We start from the raw sequence: 17,183 nt of genomic DNA on the forward strand, positions 1-17,183 counted from the left end.
CGGCATCGCACACCATGGCCGAACCCTTCGTCACCGACGCGCAGCTCCAGACCCACCGCATGGGCTGCTGGTGCGGCTTTCACCGCCGCCGCCTTTTCGGCCAGGCGCTGCTCGCCGGCGGGGCCGCGGCCAGCGTGCCGGCCTGGGGCCGGGAGGGCGTCGACGTCGGCTCCGAGTCGGCGCTGGCCAAGCTCATCCCGGCCGAGCAGATCGAGGCCGCTGCCCAGCAGCAGTACCGCCAGATGCTGCAGCAGGCGGCGCAGCAGAAGGCGCTGGCGCCGGAAAGCCACCCGCAGCTGGTGCGGCTGCGCGAGATCGCCAAGCGGCTGATCCCCTACTCCGACGAGTGGAACAGCCGTGCCAAGGCGTGGCAGTGGGAGGTCAACCTCTTCGGCTCCAAGGAGCTCAACGCCTTCTGCATGCCGGGCGGCAAGATCGCGTTCTTCTACGGCATCCTGTCGCAGCTGCAGCTGTCCGACGACGAGGTGGCCATGATCATGGGCCACGAGATGGCCCATGCCCTGCGCGAGCACGCCCGCGAGCGCATGGGCAAGACCACCGCCACCCGCATCGGCGCCAGCATCCTGTCCAGCGTGCTCGGCCTCGGCAGCGCCGGCGACGCGCTGCTCAACATGGGCGGCCAGCTGCTCACGCTGCGGTTCTCGCGCGAGGACGAGAGCGAGGCCGACCTGGTCGGCCTGGAGATCGCCGCCCGCGCCGGTTACGACCCGCGCGCCGGCGTCAGCCTGTGGAACAAGATGATGGGCGCGAACAAGAACGCGCCGCCGCAGTTCCTGTCGACCCACCCCTCGGGCCCGTCGCGCATCAAGGACATCCAGTCGGCGCTGCCCAAGGTCGAGCCGCTGTTCGCCCGCGCCGAGAAGCCGCCGCGCCGCTTCGGCCCGCCCGCCGCCGCCGCCGCGCCCACCGCCGCCCGCGAGAACGGCTGAGCGCCGTCGCCCTCGCCCGGACGGCGGATGCGCCGTGCGGCCACGGCTGACTACAGTGCAGTGCCCTGTGGCCGCCGCCTGCGGCCGCGAATCGAGGAGTACGCCGTGCGAGTGCTGATGGTCGAGGACCACCTGATGGTGCTGCAGGGCCTGAAGCTGCTGCTCGGCATGCTGACGCCGCAGCTGAAGATCGACACCGCGGTGTCGATGGAGCAGGCCGAGGAACTGGTGCGGCTGGCGCCCTACGAACTGGTGCTGCTCGACTGGAAGCTGCAGGACAGCGAGGGGCTGGCCTCGTTCGAGCGGCTGCGCGGCGCCGGCTGCACCGCCCGCATCGTCGTCATGTCGGGCGACCCGCTGCCGGCCAGCATCGCCGCCGCCGTCGAGGGCGGGGCCGCCGGCTTCATCCCCAAGCACTACGCCTCCGACCGCATGGTGCAGGCGCTCAGCCATGTCATCGACGGCGGCGTCTTCGTGCCGCACGAGCTGATGGGCGGCACCAGCGCCACGCCGCTGCCGCAGCCCTCCGCCAGCCGGCTGCAGAGCCGGCTCGCCGGGCTCACCCAGCGCCAGGTGGACGTCTACCTGGCCGCTGCGCGGGGCCTGCCGAACAAGCTGATCGCCCGCGAGCTGGGCATCGCCGAGTCGACGGTCAAGACCCACCTGTCCGCGGTCTACGAGGTGCTGGGCGTGCGCAACCGCACCGAAGCGGCCCGCCAGGCGGCGATCGAGGGGTTCCGCATTGGGTGATGTCAGCCCCCGGCCCCCGGAGGACCTGGGGCCACCCCCGAGGGGGCGCGTGCGCCCGCCGGCGTCAGCCCGGAGCTGACGCTGCGCGCCGCGCGCGAAAGGCTGCGGCTGTCGTGCCGGCAGCTGCAGCGGGCGCCCATCTCCATCGTCTTCGCCGACGCCTTCGTCGCCTGGCTGATCTGGCGCGCCGGCTTTCCGTTGACCGGCCTGGTCTGGCTGGCGGTGCTGACCGTCGCCCAGCTGGCGCGCTCGCGCCTGGCGCATCGGCTGGCCGCCGAGGTGCCGCGGGCCGACCCGCAGGCGCTGCAGACGCGGCTGCTGCGCTGGCAGGTGGCGCTGGGCCTGCTGCGCGGGCTCAGCGCGGGGCTGGTCTTCGCCGACCCCGGGCTGTCGGCGCACTACCTGTTCACCATGGTGACCATCGGCGCCACCGCCGGCGGCGTGGCCAGCGTGGCCGGGCAGGTGCGGCTGTACCTGGGCTGGCTGCTGCCCGCCGGCGGCAGCCTGGTGCTGCTGTGGGCCTTCACCGGCACCTGGGAAGGCGCCGGCGTGGCCGTGCTGCTGCTGCTGCTCGACGCGGTGCTGCTGGTCTATGTGCGCGACCAGGGCCGCGCCATCGAGGCCAACGTGGCGCTGGTGATCGACAAGGAGGCGCTGTCGGCCAGCGTGGAGGCCGAGCGCGACCGCGCGCTGGCGCTGGCCGCCGAGCTGGAGGTGCTGTCGGCCAGCCTGCGGGTCGAGCGCGACAAGGTGCAGGCCGAGAGCGCGTCGAAGACGCGGCTGTTCGCCGCCGCCAGCCACGACCTGCGCCAGCCGCTGTACGCCCTCGGCCTCAACGCCACCGCGCTGGCGCTGGTGGCCAAGCGGTCGGGCGACGCGCTGATGCTGGAGCTGAGCCAGTCCATCGACCGCGCCCTGCAGCACAGCAACGCGCTGCTGGAGGGCCTGCTCGACGTCTCTCGGCTGGACGCCGAGGCGGTGACGCCGGCGCTGGCGTCGGTCGACCTCGGGCAGCTGCTGGCGGGGTGGCTGGCCGCCGTGCGACCGGTGGCCGAGCAACGCGGCCTCGCGCTGCGGGCGGAGCTGCCCGCCGAGCCCCTGCCGCTGCAGGCCGATGCACAGCTGCTGGGCCGCATCGTGCACAACCTGCTCGGCAATGCGCTCAAGTTCACCGAGCAGGGCAGCGTCACCCTGCGCGCCGAGCCCACCGACGACGAGGTGGTGATCGAGGTGCGCGACACCGGCCCCGGCATCCCGCCCGAGTCGCAGGCACTGGTCTTCGAGGAGTTCTTCCAGCTCGGCAACCCCACCCGCGACCGCCACAAGGGCCTGGGCCTGGGCCTGGCCATCGTGCGCCGCCTGGTGCGGCTGCTCGACCTGCGGCTGGAGATGACCAGCGAGGTCGGCCGCGGCACCTGCTTCCGGCTGCACCTGCCGCGGCGTGCGGTGGTGGTGGTGCCGCCGGTCGTCGTGCGGCCCGCCGAGCGGGAGCCCGCCACGCCGCTGCCCGTGCGCGCCGCCGACGGCCCGCCGCTGGCGGTGCTGCTGGTCGACGACGAGCCCGAGATCGTGCGGGCGATCGAGAACCTGCTGACGCTCAAGCAGTGGCCGGTGCGCGCGGCGCGCGACGGCGACGAGGCGCTGTCGCGGCTGGCCGACGGCTGGCGGCCCGACGTGCTGCTGGTCGACTACCGGCTGCCGGGCGACAACGGCCTGCGGGTGATCGAGCGGCTGCGGGCCTGGCTCGGCCCGGTGCCCGCCGTCATGGTTACCGGCGATGCCACGCCGCAGCGGCTGCGCGAGGCCGGCGGCGCCGGCATCCCCATCGTTCACAAGCCGATCAACGGCGACCGGCTGCTGCAGGTGCTGCGGCAGCGGGCGGACCAGGCCGACCGGGAGGATGACGATGGGGGGAGCCGCGCATGGCTGTCGCAGGGCGCTGAGGTACTGGCGGCCCGCTGCGAGCAGGGCGAGCAGGAAGCCGACGTCATCGTCGTCGGCAGCGGTTACGGCGGCGCGGTGGCCGCCGCGCGGCTGTCGGCGCTCGGCGTGCCGGACGGTGAGGGCGGCCTGCGGCCGCTGACGGTGTGGGTGCTGGAACGCGGCCGCGAATGGCTGCCCGGCGACTTCCCCGACCGCATGGCCCACAGCCCGCGCGAGGTGCGCTGGACACCGCGCGACGGCGGCCTGCGCGGCTTCGCCGACGGGCTGTACGACGTGCGGCTCGGCGACAACGTCTCCGCCCTGGTGGCCAACGGCGTCGGCGGCGGCTCGCTGATCAACGCCGGCGTGGCGGCGCGGGCCGACGACGCCACGCTGGCCGACCCGGCCTGGCCGGCGCGCTGGCGCGACCCGGCCGCGTGGGCACCGCTGTACGACCGGGCGGAGGCCGCGCTGGGCGCGACGGCCTGGCCCGCCGGTCGGGTGCCCAAGGATGCGGCGCTGCGCCGCCTGGCCGGCGCCCTGGGCGGCCACGCCCAGCCGGTGCGGCTGACGGTGCAGCCGCCCGGGCTGGACGACCCGGGCGACGACCGCCGGCCGCCCGTGCCCGGCTGCGCCGAATGCGGCGACTGCTTCAGCGGATGCAACGTCGGCGCCAAGCGCACCCTGTCGCACGGCTACCTGGCCCGTGCCTGGCGGCAGGGCGCGCAGGTGTGGGCCGGCGCCACCGTGCAGTGGCTGCAACGCGAGGCCGACGGCCGCTGGCGGCTGCGCTTCGTGCTCACCGACCGCAAGCGCATGCCCGCCGGGCGCGACGGCTTCGAGCTGCGCGCCCGCCATGTCGTGCTGGCCGCCGGCACCTTCGGCAGCACCGAGCTGCTGCTGCGTTCGGCCCGGCGCGGCCTGCCGTTGTCGCCCCGGCTGGGCCGGCGCTTCTCCACCAACGGCGACGGCATCGGCGTGGCCTACGACACCGGCCGCCCTGTGCACTGCGGCGCCGACGAGCAGCAACCGCCGGCCGGACGCCGCATCGGTCCGACCATCACCCAGCTCATCGACCTGCGCCGTCCCGGCGAGCCGCCCGAGCGCCGGATGGTGGTGCAGGACCTGACCGCGCCCGGCCCGCTGAAGTGGCTGTTCGACGAACTGCTGGGCAGCCTGGTCACCCTGCACCGCTGGACGCACTGGGACCTGCGCGGCGGCGCTGCGCACCGCGACGGCCCCGACCCCGCGGTGCTCGACGGCGGGGCGCTGGACCGCAGCCTGATGGTGGTGTCGATGGGCCACGATGGCGCGCGCGGCCGGCTGTCGCTGCACGAGGGCGCCAGCGCCGACGGACCGGACGGCCAGCTGGCGGTGCGCTGGGGCGAGGACGATGCGCCGGTGGGCCTCGAGCCCTGCTTCGTCCATGCCGAGGCGCGGCTGCGCGCCGCGGCGGGCGACATCGCCGAGCACTGGCTGAGCAACCCGATGTGGCGCATCGCGCCGGTGTCGCCGCTGATGTCGCCGCCGCGGCGGCCGGCGGCGATGACGGTGCACCCGCTCGGCGGCTGCGCCATGGCGGAGACCGCGGAGCACGGCGTCGCCGACCCGGCCGGCCGGGTCTTCGCCGGCGCCGCCGGCACCGCGGTGCACGACGGGCTGTGGCTGGCCGACGGCTCGCTGGTGCCGACCTCGCTGGGCATCAACCCGCTGCTGACCATCACCGCGCTGGCCGAGGGCCTGGTCGACGGCTGGGTGGCCGAGGCCGGCTGGCAGCCGCATGGTCGCGTGCCACGGCCCCTGCCGCCGCTGCAGCCGGCCATCCCCCGGCCCGCGGAGGCGCCGGTGCCCACCACCGTGCGCTACGCCGAGCGCATGGCCGGCCCGCTGGCCCCGGCGGTGCCCGGCCCCGACGGGTCCTGGACCCGGCTGGTCATGACCTGCCGCTTCGACCCGATCACCGACCTGGCGACCTTCCTGCGCGACCCCGCCAAGCGCGTGCCGCTCGGCGCCGACCTGCAGCTGGTGCGCCGGCGCTGGGACGCCGCCGCGCAGCGCCACCGCGACGAACCGCTGGGCGGCCCGCTCGCCCTGCGCGGCGAGGTGCACTGGTTCGAGCGCCAGCCTCGGTCGCTGGCGCGCCGGCTCGTCGCCACGCTGTGGGCCTTCGCCCGTCACCGGCTGGCCGCCGACCTCGGCGAGGCCGCGGCCGACCGCAGCGGCACGCCATGGTTCAAGCGCCTGGCCGCGCTGCTCGGCCGCGGCTGGGCGGTGCTGAAGGCGGCCAGCCACTTCGGCGCGCCACGGCGGCTGCGCTACCGCTTCGATCCGCTGGCCACCGATTGGGTGGTGGCCGACGGCCGCGGCGGCGAGGCGCTGCGGCTGCCCGCCGGCACGCGCCTGTTCGGCGCCAAGACGCTGGTCTACGACCACCGCGCCGACCCGTGGACCCAGCTCACCGAGCTGCCGCTGCAGCACGACGCGGCGCCGGGCGAGCCGCTGTTGGCGCGGCTGGCCTTCGACGCGCTGTTCGAGCTCGACCGCGACCACCTGCCGCTGCGCCTGGCCACACAGGCCGACGGCCTGGCCGGCGCGCGCGACCTGCTGTCGCTGGGCCTGTTCATGTCGCGGGTGCTGCTGACCACCCACTTCCCCAGCTTCCGCGAGGCGCAGTACCCGCCGGTGCCCGCCGTGCCGCACCGGCGCTTCGACCCGGCCCGGGTACAGGACGACCCGCGCTACCAGGGCCTGGACATCCAGGTCCTGCCCGTGCCGCTGCCCCGGCCGGCCACACCGCGCGACGCCGGCGGCAACGCCGGCGAGCTGACGCTGGGGCTGACCCGCCTGCGCCGCCGCGGCACGCCGACCGAGGGCCCGCCGCTGCTGCTGCTGCACGGCTTCGGCTCCGGCGGCATCCAGTACCTGCACCCGGCCATCGCGCACCCGCTCGCGCTGACCTTCGCCGACGCCGGCCGCGACGTCTGGGTCGGGGAGCTGCGCACCAGCATCGCCCTGGACAGCCACCGGCAGCAGTGGGTGATGGACGACGTGGCCCGGCAGGACATCCCGGCGCTGGTGGCGGCGGTGCAGCGCGAGGCCGGCTGGGCCGGCCCGATCGACATCGCCGCCCACTGCATCGGCTCGGCGATGTTCTGCATGGCCGTGCTGTCGGGGGCCTTGCACGGCCGGGTGCGCGCGGCCGCGCTGATGCAGGTCAGCCCGGTGGTGCACCTGCCGCCGGCGCAGCGCCTGCGCGGCTTCCTCGGCCACCGGGCGCGGGCGCTGATGCCGGCCGGTCTTGTCGATGCCGCCGCCGACGAGGACACGCCGGAAGGCTGGCGCCTCATCGACCGGGTGCTCGGCACGATGCCGCAGCTCGCCGGCGACGACGGCCCCGAGCGCCGGGCGCACGAGCCGGCCGCGCGGCTGCGGTGGTCGGCCGAGCGCAACGGCTGGCGCACCAACGCCCTGCGCAGCGCCGGCGTCTTCGGCCAGCTCTTCCAGTGGCCGAACATGGACGACGACCTGCTCGCCGCCCTGCCCCACCTGCTCGGCGCCTGCAACCTCACCACCTACCAGCAGACGGTGCAGTACGCCTTCCGCCGCCAGCTCACCAACCAGGCCGGCGACGACGCCTACGTCACCGACGAGAACCTGCGCCGCTACTTCGACTTCCCGGTGCTCTTCGTCCACGGCGAGCGCAACGACGTCTTCGACCCCCGCGGCACGCTCGAATCGGCCTGGCTGCTGCGGCGGGTCAACCCCCGGCAGCGCGTGCACCGCTGGACGGTGCCGGGCTTCGGCCACCTCGACTGCGTGGTCGGCCTCGGCTCGCGCGAGGCGGTGCACCGGCCGATGGTGGCATTCCTGGCCGACCCGCTCGCCTGGCAGGACGCGCCGCCGCTGCCCGACCCGGCCGACAAGCCGCCGGCGCTGTGGCTGCGCGATCCTGCCGTCGGCCCGTGGCTGGGCGAGGTGCGGTCCGACGGCGCCGGCGGCCTGCAGCTGCGGGTCGGCCTGCGGCTGGACGAGGACCGCACGCCCACCACCTGGGTGCTGACCGCGCTGTCCGTCGACGGCGGGCCGCCACAGGCACTGCAGGCGCACCGGGTGGCGTGGCAGGGACAGGGCGAGGCGGTGATCGAGTGCGCGGTCGATGCGGCCGCGGTGGCGTCGACGCGCAGCGGACTGTCGCTGTGGGTGGCCTGCAGCCGCGACGCGCCGCCGCCGGCCCACCACGCCACCTGGCTGATGCACTGGGCGGACGCACGGCGGCGGGCGGAACAGGACGACGACAGCGGCCTGCCCTCGGGCGCCGGCTCCCGCGCGGGGCTGACGTTGTCCGCCGCCTGGCTGAAGGCCGAGGCGCAGACCGACCGACTCGAACTGGCGCTCGGCAGCTGCCGGCAGGCGCCGTGGGGTCCCGACCGCGGCCTCGCCGACGCGCCGTTCGAGCGCCTGCTGCGCGACGAGGCCGCGGGCGGCCCGCCGGTGCAGCAACTGCTGCTGGTCGGCGACCAGGTGTACGCCGACGCCTGGGCCGGCGTGTCCGGCGGCGCCGGCACGCCGGGCCGGTTCACCGAGGCCTACCGCGAGGCGTGGAGGGCGCCGGCGCTGGCCCGGGTGATGGCCTCCCGCCCGGTGACCATGACGCCGGACGACCACGAGTTCCTCGACGACTACGGCCAGGCCCAGCGCCTCGACCGCCGCCGCGAGTACCGGGCGGCTCGGGCGGCGTGGTGGCGCTATCAGCTGGCGGCCGGCCCCGCGGGCGGCGGCCGTCACGGTCATCACGCCCTGCAGCGCAGCGGCTTCCAGCTCTTCGTCTGCGACACCCGCAGCCGCCGCCGCGACCGGCGCTCGCTGTCTCAGGACGACGGCGCGCTGCTGGACGAACGGCAGTGGCGCGACCTGGCGGACTGGCTGCAGCGCACCCGCGACGGCACCCCGAGGCCCCGCTTCATCGCCATGGCGTCGCCGCTGTGCCCGCTGCTGGCCGAGGGCGCGGGCGCGCCGGCCCATACCCTGCGCACCGACGCCTGGCAGCGCTTCCCGGCGTCGATGGCGCGGCTGCTGCGGCTGATCGCCGAGGACGGCAGCGGCAACCTGGTGCTGCTGGCCGGCGACTACCACTGCTTCGCCGACGTGGACGGCTGGGTCGGCTTCGCCGGCGGGCCGGAAGTGCCCTTCCGCAGCGTCGTCACCGGGCCGGTGTTCGCCCCGTACGGCTTCGTCAACGTGCGGCCGTCCGACCTGCTGCCGCAGCACGCCGATGCGCGTTCCGAGCCGGCGGGGCCGACGCTGCGCTGGGGCTACCGGCTGCGCGATGCCGCCTCGGGCCACGGGCTGACCCGTGTCACGGCGCATGCCGGCGGCCCACCCGACGTGCGCTTCGACCGCGCGGGCTGAGCGCGCACGCAGGCGGTCGCCTACACCGCATGCCGCTGGGCGACGACAGCGCGAGCGGGACGGGATGCGTAGCCTAGGCAGGCACCTGGACCCTTCCGGAAGATGCCCGGTGCCGCTGATCACCGCCTCGCGCCCCGCCGACACCCACGCCGCCGCCGTTCCCCTGGCCGCCGAACGCCCGGCGCCGCCCCGGCCTCGCCGCCGGGTGCCCCCCGGCCTCTCGCTGGCCGCCTGGAAGCAGTTCATGACGGTGGCACGGCCCTACTGGTTGGGCGACCGCAAGGGCCGGGCATGGACGCTGCTCGCCGGCCTGGTGCTGCTGATGCTGGCCGACACGCAGCTGGCGGTGCTGCTCAACGACCGCACCGGCGAAATGATGTCGGCGCTGGCCGGTCAGGACCGCGACCGCTTCTGGGCCGCGGTGCAGTCGGCGCTGCTGGTGCTGGGCATCGCGGTGCCGGTGTACGCCTGCTACTACTTCCTGCGCGATGCCTTCTCCAACCAGTGGCGGCGCTGGCTCACCGGGCGCTTCCTCGACGGCTACCTCGGCCAGCGCCGGTACTACGAGCTCAACCAGGGCCAGGAGATCGACAACCCCGACCAGCGCATCAGCGAGGACATCAACACCTTCACCGGCCGCTCGACGCATTTCCTGCTGATCTTCGTCGGCGCGGCGATGCAGCTGGTGGCCTTCAGCGCGGTGCTGTGGGCGATCTCCAAGCCGCTGGTCGCGTTCCTCGCGGTCTATTCCATCGTCGGCACGGTGATCGCGCTGGCGGTGTTCGGCGCGCCGCTGATCCGCCTCAACTTCTGGCAGCTGCAGCGCGAGGCGGACTTCCGCTTCGGCCTCATGCGGCTGCGCGAGAACGCCGAGTCGATCGCCTTCTACCGCGGCGAGTCGCAGGAGCGCGCGCACCTCGAGGGCCGCTTCGACAAGGTCTACACCAACTACAACCGGCTCATCCGCCGCCAGTGGTGGCTCAACCTCTTCCAGCGCGGCTTCAACCAGCTGACGCTGGTGGTGCCCAGCGTGATCCTGGCCGACGCGGTGCTGTCCGGCGAGATGGAGGTGGGCCGTGCGGTGCAGGCCGGCGGCGCCTTCGCCGCGGTGCAGCTGGCGGTGGCGGTGATCGTCGAGAACTTCGAGAGCCTGTCGCGCTTCGTCGCCGGCATCGACCGGCTGCACGGGCTGTGGCAGCGGGTCGGCACGGCGGCCGGCCCCGACGGCGCGGAGGACGGTCGCGAGCGCATCACCCGCCGCGCGGGCGAGTGCCTGGCGCTGCAGGGCCTGACCCTGTACACCCCGCAGGCCGAGCGGCTGCTGGTGCGCGAGCTGGACCTCGCGCTGCAGCCCGGCGAAGGCCTGCTCATCACCGGCGCCAGCGGCTGCGGCAAGAGCTCGCTGCTGCGCTGCATCGCCGGCCTTTGGCGCGAGGGCCGCGGCCGGGTGCAGCATCCGCCGCACGACCGGGTGCTGTTCCTGCCGCAGCGGCCCTACCTGCAGCACGGCAGCCTGCGCAGCCAGCTGCTCTACCCCGGCACCGAGACCGAGTTGAGCGACGAGCGGCTGGGCGAGATCCTCGACGAGGTCAAGCTCGGCGGCCTGGCCGAGCGGGTCGGCGGGCTGGACGCGGAGCGCGACTGGGGCTCGTTGCTGTCGGTGGGCGAGCAGCAGCGCCTGGCCTTCGCCCGCGTGCTGGTGCGCCGTCCGCAGGTGGCCATCCTCGACGAGGCCACGAGCGCGCTCGACGCCGCCAACGAGGCGGCGCTGTACCAGCGGCTGCGCGACGCGGACATCACGCTGGTCAGCATCGCCCACCGCCCGGCGGTGCTGCGCTACCACGCCAAGGTGCTGGAGTTGACCGGCGACGGCGGCTGGGCGGTGCACCCGGCGCAGGGTTACCGCTTCGAGGATGGCCCTGGCGCCCCCGGCGCCCGGCCGGCGCCGGCCTGATCGTGCTCAAGCGCCGCGGCGGCCGGCCGAAACACCATGGGCCGGGGCTGAAACCGCCCCCCTACAATCCGCCGCCGCGTTCCACACCCCGAAGGATTTCCGCAGCATGACCCCCCGCGAGCCGGCCGACGAACTGGCGCAGTCCTTCGTGCGCTTCTCGGTCGAGGCCGGGGTGCTGCGCTTTGGCGAGTTCAAGACCAAGGCCGGGCGGCTGTCGCCGTACTTCTTCAACGCCGGGTTGTTCGACGACGGCGCCAAGCTGCAGCGGCTGGCCGAGTTCTACGCCCGGCGGCTGGTCGCCTCGGGGCTGGACTTCGACCTGCTGTTCGGCCCGGCCTACAAGGGCATCACGCTGGCGGCCGGCGTGGCCATCGAGCTGGCGCGGCTGGGCCGCAACGTGCCCTTCGCCTACAACCGAAAGGAAGCGAAGGACCATGGCGAGGGCGGCCTGCTGGTCGGCGCGCCGGTGCGCGGACGGGTGCTGATCATCGACGACGTGATTTCCGCCGGCACCTCGGTGCGCGAGTCGGTGGCGATGATCCAGGCGGCCGGCGCGACGCCCTGCGGCGTCGCCATCGCGCTGGACCGCCAGGAGCGGGCGGCGGAGCAGGGCGTCGACCTGCCCCACTCGGCCACCCAGTACGTCACCGCGCAGTTCGGCCTGCCGGTGATCGCCATCGCCACGCTGGACAGCCTGCTGCACTTCCTCGAAGGCGAACGCGGGCTGGGCGAGGAGACCGCCCGCGTGGCGGCCTACCGGCAGCGCTACGGCGTCTGAGCCGCACACCCTCATGAGCCGGCGCCCGTCGTACCCGCTGCCGCGAACGGTCGCTGCCTGGCTGGGCCTCCTGGCCGCCGCCGGCGCGATGGCGCAGGCGGCGCCCGCCACCGGCGGCGACGGCATCTACACCTGCGTCACCGCCGACGGCCGGCGGCTCACCTCCGACCGGCCGATCGCCGACTGCACCGGCCGCGAGCAGCGGCTGCTCAACCGCGACGGCTCGCTGCGGCGGGTGGTGCCGCCGGCCATGAGCAGCGAGGAACGCGCCGAGCGCGAGCTGGAGGAGCTGCGCCGCGAGCGCGAGCGCGCCGCCCGGGCCGACGCCGTGCGGCGAGACCGCAACCTGGTCAACCGCTACCCCGACGAGGCCAGCCACCAGCGCGCCCGCGAGGCGGCGCTGGACACCGCGCGCGGCGCGATGCGGGTGTCGGAGAACCGGCTGCGCGACCTGACCGCCGAGCGCAAGCCGCTGCTCGACGAAGCGGAGTTCTACCAGGGCAAGCCGTTGCCGGCCAAGCTGAAGCGCGCGCTCGACGCCAACGACGCGTCGGCCGAGGCGCAGCGGCAGGCGATCGCCAACCAGCAGGCGGAGCTGGAGCGCATCAACCAGCTGTACGACGTCGAGCTGGCGCGGCTGAAGCGCCTGTGGACCGAGCGCGCCGCCGGGCGTTGACGCGCACCCGCGGCCGCCCGGTTCAGCCGCCGGCCAGCTTCTGCTTCAGCAGTTCGCCGACCTGCGCCGGGTTGGCCTTGCCCTGGCTCGCCTTCATCACCTGGCCGACCAGGGCGTTGAAGGCCTTGTCCTTGCCGGCCCGGTATTCGTCCACCGACTTCTGGTTCGCGGCCAGCACCCGGTCGACGATGGCCGACAGGGCGCCGGTGTCGTTCATCTGCTTCAGGCCCTTGGCGGCGATGACGGCGTCGACGTCGGATTCGCCGGACCACAGCGCGTCGAACACCTGCTTGGCGCCGTTGTGGCTCACGGTGCCGTCCGCGATGCGGGCCAGCAGCGCGGCCAGCGTGGCCGGGGCGACCGGCAGGTCGGCGATGTCCCGGCCCTCGGCGTTGAGCCGCTTGCTCACCTCGCCCATCAGCCAGTTCGCCAGCGGCTTGGCCGGCGCGCCGGCGGCGCGGGCCGCCGCATAGGTCGCGGCGAAGGCGCGGCTCTGCGTGACCATCGCGGCGTCGTAGGCCGGCAGGCCGTCTTCGGCCTGCAGCCGCTCGGCCATGGCCGCGGGCAGCTCGGGCATCGACGCCCTCACCCGCGCCACCCACTCCGGCGCGATGACCAGCGGCGGCAGGTCGGGGTCGGGGAAGTAGCGGTAGTCGTGCGCGTCTTCCTTGGTGCGCATGGCGCGCGTCTCGCCGGTGGCGGCATCGAACAGCACCGTGGCCTGCTGGATCTCCAGCCCGTCCTCGAGCTGCTCGATCTGCCACTGCACCTCGTAGTCGATGGCCTGCTGCAGGAAGCGGAAGCTGTTGAGGTTCTTGATCTCGCGCCGGGTGCCGAAGGGCGCGCCCGGCCGGCGCACGCTGACGTTGGCGTCGCAGCGGAAGCTGCCCTCCTGCATGTTGCCGTCGCAGATGTCCAGCCACACCACCAGCGCGTGCAGCGCGCGGGCGTACTCGGCGGCTTCGGCGCTGGAGCGCATGTCGGGCTCGGAGACGATCTCCAGCAGCGGCGTGCCGGCGCGGTTGAGGTCGATGCCGGAGACCGGCCGGCCGTCGCGCGGGGTCAGGCCCTCGTGCAGCGACTTGCCCGCGTCCTCTTCCAGGTGCGCGCGGGTCAGCCGCACGCTGCGCCGCTGGCCGTCGAGGAAGAACTCGATCGTGCCGCCCTGCACCACCGGGATCTCGTACTGGCTGATCTGGTAGCCCTTGGGCAGGTCGGGGTAGAAGTAGTTCTTGCGCGCGAAGATGGAGTGCGGGGCCACCTTGGCGCCGACCGCCAGGCCGAAGCGGATGGCGCGTTCGACCGCGCCGACGTTGGCCACCGGCAGCGTGCCGGGCAGCGCCAGGTCCACCGGGCAGGCCTGGGTGTTGGGCGCGGCGCCGAAGGCGGTGGCCGCGCCGCTGAAGATCTTGCTGGCGGTGGACAGCTGGGTGTGGGTTTCGAGGCCGATGACCACCTCCCAGCCCCGGACGAGCGGCGCGTTCACTGGGCGACCTCCGGCGAACGCAGGTGCCAGTCGGTGGCCTGCTGCAGCGCATGCGCGGCCTGCAGCAGCGGCCCTTCCTGGAAGTAGTTGCCGATGAGCTGCAGCCCCACCGGCATCTCGCGCCCGCCGCCGGCGGGCACCGCGAAGCCGGCCGGCACGCTCATGCCGGGCAGGCCGGCCAGGCTGGCGGGCAGGGTGAAGATGTCGGCCAGGTAGCTGGCCACCGGGTCGTCGCGCCGCTCGCCGATGGCCCAGGCCACCGACGGCGCCACCGGCCCGGCGATCAGGTCGCAGGCCGCGAAGCAGGCCTGGAAGTCGTCGGCGATCATGCGCCGCAGCTTCTGCGCCTGCAGGTAGTAGGCGTCGTAGTAGCCATGGCTGAGCACGTAGGTGCCGATCATGATCCGGCGCTTGACCTCGGGGCCGAAGCCCTCCGATCGCGAGCGCTTGTACAGGTCCATCAGGTCGACCGGCTGCTCGGCGCGGTGGCCGTAGCGCACGCCGTCGTAGCGGCTCAGGTTGGAGCTGGCCTCGGCCGGGGCGATCAGGTAGTACACCGGGATCGACAGCTCGGTGCGCGGCAGGCTCACCTCGACCAGCGTGGCGCCCAGCCGTTCCAGCTCGGCCAGCGCGCCGCGCACCGCGGCCTCGACGCCCGCGTCGAGCTGCGCCGGGAAGAACTCGCGCGGCAGGCCGATGCGCAGGCCCTTCAGCGGCTGCGCCGCGCCGGCGCCCTCGCGAGGCGCCTTCATCTGGGCGACGAAGTCCTGCGGCGGCCGCTCGGCGCTGGTGGCGTCGCGCGCGTCGAAGCCGCTCATCGCCGACAGCAGCAGGGCGCAGTCCTCGGCCGAGCGGGCCAGCGGGCCGGCCTGGTCCAGGCTGGAGGCGAAGGCGATGAGGCCGTAGCGCGAGCACACGCCGTAGGTCGGCTTGATGCCGGTGATGCCGCAGAAGCTGGCCGGCTGGCGGATGGAGCCGCCGGTGTCGGTGCCGGTGGCCGCGGGCAGCAGCCGCGCCGCCACCGCCGCCGCCGAGCCGCCGGACGAACCGCCCGGCACCCGACCGGTGTCCCACGGGTTGCGCACCGCGCCGAAGGCCGAGTTCTCGTTGCCGGAGCCCATGGCGAACTCGTCGCAGTTGAGCTTGCCCAGCGACACCGCGCCGGCCCCCGGCGCGCCGCCCGGCTCGCCGTCGCCCAGGCGGGCGACCACCGTGGCGTCGAAGGGGCTGCGGTAGCCGGCCAGCATGCGCGAGCCGGCGGTGGTCGGCATGTCGCGGGTGACGATGACGTCCTTGTGCGCGAGCGGCACCCCCAGCAGCGGCGCCCGCTCGCCGGCCGCGCGGCGGGCGTCGGCCCGCGCGGCGGCGGCCAGCGCGGCCTCCGCGTCGACGTGGAGGAAGGCGCCCAGCGGCTTGGCCGCCTCGATGCGGTTCAGGAGGTGGCGCGTCAGCTCCGTGCTCGACACCTGGCCGGCGTCGAGGGCGGCGGCCAGGTCGGCCACGCCGCGGTCGTGCAGGTCGGCGCCGCTCATTCGATCACCCGCGGCACGATGTAGAGGCCGTCCTCCACCGCTGGCGCGCTGCGCTGGTTGGCCTCGCGATCGACGGCCTCGGTCACCACGTCGTCGCGCAGCCGCAGCGCCACCGACTGCACCGCCGACAGCGGCGTGTACAGCGGCTCGACGCCGCGGGTGTCGACGGCCGACATCTGGTTCACGATGGCGAAGAAGCCGTTGAGCTGGTCCAGCAGGGCGGAGCGTTCGTCGGGCGGAAGCTCCAGCCGGGCCAGGTGGGCGATGCGCTGGACGTCGTCCGGGGTCAGGGCCATGTCGGGGTGCGGCGAGGTCGTCGACGACGGCGGTCGATGCGCCGAAGGCGGCCGCCGCGTCCGTCGGTAAGCGATGGAAAGAACCTGTTCCCACCTGCTGTTCACGGGTTCCGGAGCAGGTCGTCGAGCAGGGGTGATCAGGTATTATCCCTGGTTATCCACAAGCCGCCCTGCACGTGGCCGACCTGCCGAAAGCAGGGCGCCTGCGTGGCATCCAGCGGCGGTTTGCAACCGTGTCCTGCCTCCTGCCGTCGGGGCCCGCCGCTTCGAAGGCCAGCAGGACACCACCCCAGATTCCATGCGCCTGCCGCCCCACCGCATGGCCGCCGCACCCGGCGGCCCCTCTCTGGCCTAGGGCCGCAGCGCACCTCCATCCTCCTTATGTTCGGATCCCTGCGTCGCTACTTCTCGACCGACCTTGCCATCGACCTGGGCACGGCGAACACGTTGATCTACGTGCGCGGCAAGGGCATCGTGCTCGACGAGCCGTCGGTGGTCGCCATCCGCCACGAGGGCGGTCCCAACGGCAAGAAGGTCATCCAGGCGGTGGGCGCCGAGGCCAAGGCGATGCTGGGCAAGGTGCCCGGCAACATCGAGGCCATCCGGCCGATGAAGGACGGCGTGATCGCCGACTTCGTCATCACCGAGCAGATGATCAAGCAGTTCATCAAGATGGTTCATCCGCGGTCGCTGCTCACGCCCAGCCCGCGCATCATCATCTGCGTGCCCTGCGGCTCGACCCAGGTCGAGCGCCGCGCCATCAAGGACGCGGCCGAGGCCGCCGGCGCCTCCGCCGTCTACCTGATCGAGGAGCCCATGGCCGCGGCCATCGGCGCCGGCCTGCCGGTGAGCGAGGCCTCCGGCTCGATGGTGGTGGACATCGGCGGCGGCACGACCGAAGTCGGCGTCGTCTCGCTCGGCGGCATGGTCTACAAGGGCAGCGTGCGCGTCGGCGGCGACAAGTTCGACGAGGCCATCATCAACTACATCCGCCGCAACTACGGCATGTTGATCGGCGAGCAGACGGCCGAGGCCATCAAGGTGGGCATCGGCTCGGCCTTCCCGGGCAGCGAAGTGCGCGAGATGGAGGTCAAGGGCCGCAACCTCTCCGAAGGTGTGCCGCGCGCCTTCACCATCTCCAGCAACGAGGTGCTGGAGGCGCTGACCGACCCGCTGAACCAGATCGTCTCCGCGGTGAAGAACGCGCTGGAGCAGACGCCGCCGGAGCTGGGCGCCGACATCGCCGAGCGCGGGATGATGCTCACCGGCGGCGGCGGCCTGCTGCGCGACCTGGACCGCCTGCTGGCCGAGGAGACCGGCCTGCCGGTGCTGGTGGCCGAGGACCCGCTGACCTGCGTGGTGCGCGGCTGCGGCATGGCGCTGGAACGCATGGAACGGCTCAACACCATCTTCACCTCCGAGTGAACGT

Annotated in this window: 10 protein-coding genes; 7 read left to right on the forward strand and 3 right to left on the reverse strand. The window is 74.2% G+C overall.

Annotated features, from left to right (window positions below):
- The first annotated feature begins 14 nt into the window (after window positions 1–14).
- From LRS07_RS02720 to LRS07_RS02745, 6 genes are all read left to right on the forward strand, one after another.
- Window positions 15–950, forward strand: a complete 936-nt coding sequence (locus LRS07_RS02720; protein WP_260500492.1) for a M48 family metallopeptidase — start codon at window positions 15–17, stop codon at window positions 948–950.
- 105 nt (window positions 951–1,055) lie between these two features.
- Complete coding sequence (locus LRS07_RS02725; RefSeq protein WP_260500493.1) at window positions 1,056–1,700, forward strand: response regulator; 645 nt, start codon at window positions 1,056–1,058, stop codon at window positions 1,698–1,700.
- Between the two features lie 198 nt (window positions 1,701–1,898).
- Window positions 1,899–9,032, forward strand: a complete 7,134-nt coding sequence (locus LRS07_RS02730; protein WP_260500494.1) for an ATP-binding protein — start codon at window positions 1,899–1,901, stop codon at window positions 9,030–9,032.
- Between the two features lie 109 nt (window positions 9,033–9,141).
- A complete protein-coding gene (locus LRS07_RS02735) occupies window positions 9,142–10,986 on the forward strand; it encodes an ATP-binding cassette domain-containing protein (protein ID WP_312028346.1) in 1,845 nt (614 codons plus the stop codon).
- 106 nt (window positions 10,987–11,092) lie between these two features.
- Window positions 11,093–11,764 carry an orotate phosphoribosyltransferase gene (gene pyrE, locus LRS07_RS02740; RefSeq protein ID WP_260500495.1) on the forward strand — a complete coding sequence of 224 codons (672 nt, stop codon included), beginning with the start codon at window positions 11,093–11,095 and terminating at the stop codon, window positions 11,762–11,764.
- A 13-nt stretch (window positions 11,765–11,777) separates the two neighbouring features.
- Window positions 11,778–12,440 carry a hypothetical protein gene (locus tag LRS07_RS02745; protein WP_260500496.1) on the forward strand — a complete coding sequence of 221 codons (663 nt, stop codon included), beginning with the start codon at window positions 11,778–11,780 and terminating at the stop codon, window positions 12,438–12,440.
- 22 nt (window positions 12,441–12,462) lie between these two features.
- Here LRS07_RS02745 and gatB read toward each other — a convergent pair whose 3' ends face one another.
- Genes gatB through gatC form a run of 3 tightly spaced genes read right to left on the reverse strand, consistent with a single transcriptional unit; the run spans window position 12,463 to window position 15,754 of the window.
- Window positions 12,463–13,926 (reverse strand): Asp-tRNA(Asn)/Glu-tRNA(Gln) amidotransferase subunit GatB, encoded by a 1,464-nt coding sequence (gene gatB / locus LRS07_RS02750; RefSeq protein ID WP_260500497.1) that lies wholly within the window; start codon window positions 13,924–13,926, stop codon window positions 12,463–12,465.
- Entirely contained in the window at window positions 13,923–15,458 is a 1,536-nt protein-coding gene (gene gatA / locus LRS07_RS02755) for an Asp-tRNA(Asn)/Glu-tRNA(Gln) amidotransferase subunit GatA (protein ID WP_260500498.1), read from the reverse strand. The genes gatB and gatA overlap by 4 nt, the downstream gene beginning before the upstream one ends.
- The gene (gatC, locus tag LRS07_RS02760) at window positions 15,455–15,754 is read right to left on the reverse strand and encodes an Asp-tRNA(Asn)/Glu-tRNA(Gln) amidotransferase subunit GatC (RefSeq protein ID WP_260500499.1); all 300 of its coding nucleotides are present in this window, start codon (window positions 15,752–15,754) and stop codon (window positions 15,455–15,457) included. The genes gatA and gatC overlap by 4 nt, the downstream gene beginning before the upstream one ends.
- Window positions 15,755–16,135: 381 nt before the next feature.
- Here gatC and LRS07_RS02765 point away from each other — a divergent pair, with 381 nt between their 5' ends.
- Window positions 16,136–17,179, forward strand: coding sequence for a rod shape-determining protein (locus LRS07_RS02765; RefSeq protein ID WP_260500500.1), 1,044 nt, complete (start codon window positions 16,136–16,138; stop codon window positions 17,177–17,179).
- Window positions 17,180–17,183: the final 4 nt, after the last annotated feature.

It is taken from the genome of Aquabacterium sp. J223 (assembly GCF_024666615.1).
Taxonomy (GTDB): domain Bacteria; phylum Pseudomonadota; class Gammaproteobacteria; order Burkholderiales; family Burkholderiaceae_C; genus J223.

Bases quoted from the DNA above. Each gene is read 5' to 3' on its own strand.
- LRS07_RS02720 (WP_260500492.1), top strand. From the start codon at position 15: ATGGCCGAACCCTTCGTCACCGACGCGCAGCTCCAGACCCACCGCATG.
- pyrE (WP_260500495.1), top strand. From the start codon at position 11,093: ATGACCCCCCGCGAGCCGGCCGACGAACTGGCGCAGTCCTTCGTGCGC.
- LRS07_RS02745 (WP_260500496.1), top strand. From the start codon at position 11,778: ATGAGCCGGCGCCCGTCGTACCCGCTGCCGCGAACGGTCGCTGCCTGG.
- gatA (WP_260500498.1), bottom strand. From the start codon at position 15,458: ATGAGCGGCGCCGACCTGCACGACCGCGGCGTGGCCGACCTGGCCGCC.
- gatC (WP_260500499.1), bottom strand. From the start codon at position 15,754: ATGGCCCTGACCCCGGACGACGTCCAGCGCATCGCCCACCTGGCCCGG.
- LRS07_RS02765 (WP_260500500.1), top strand. From the start codon at position 16,136: ATGTTCGGATCCCTGCGTCGCTACTTCTCGACCGACCTTGCCATCGAC.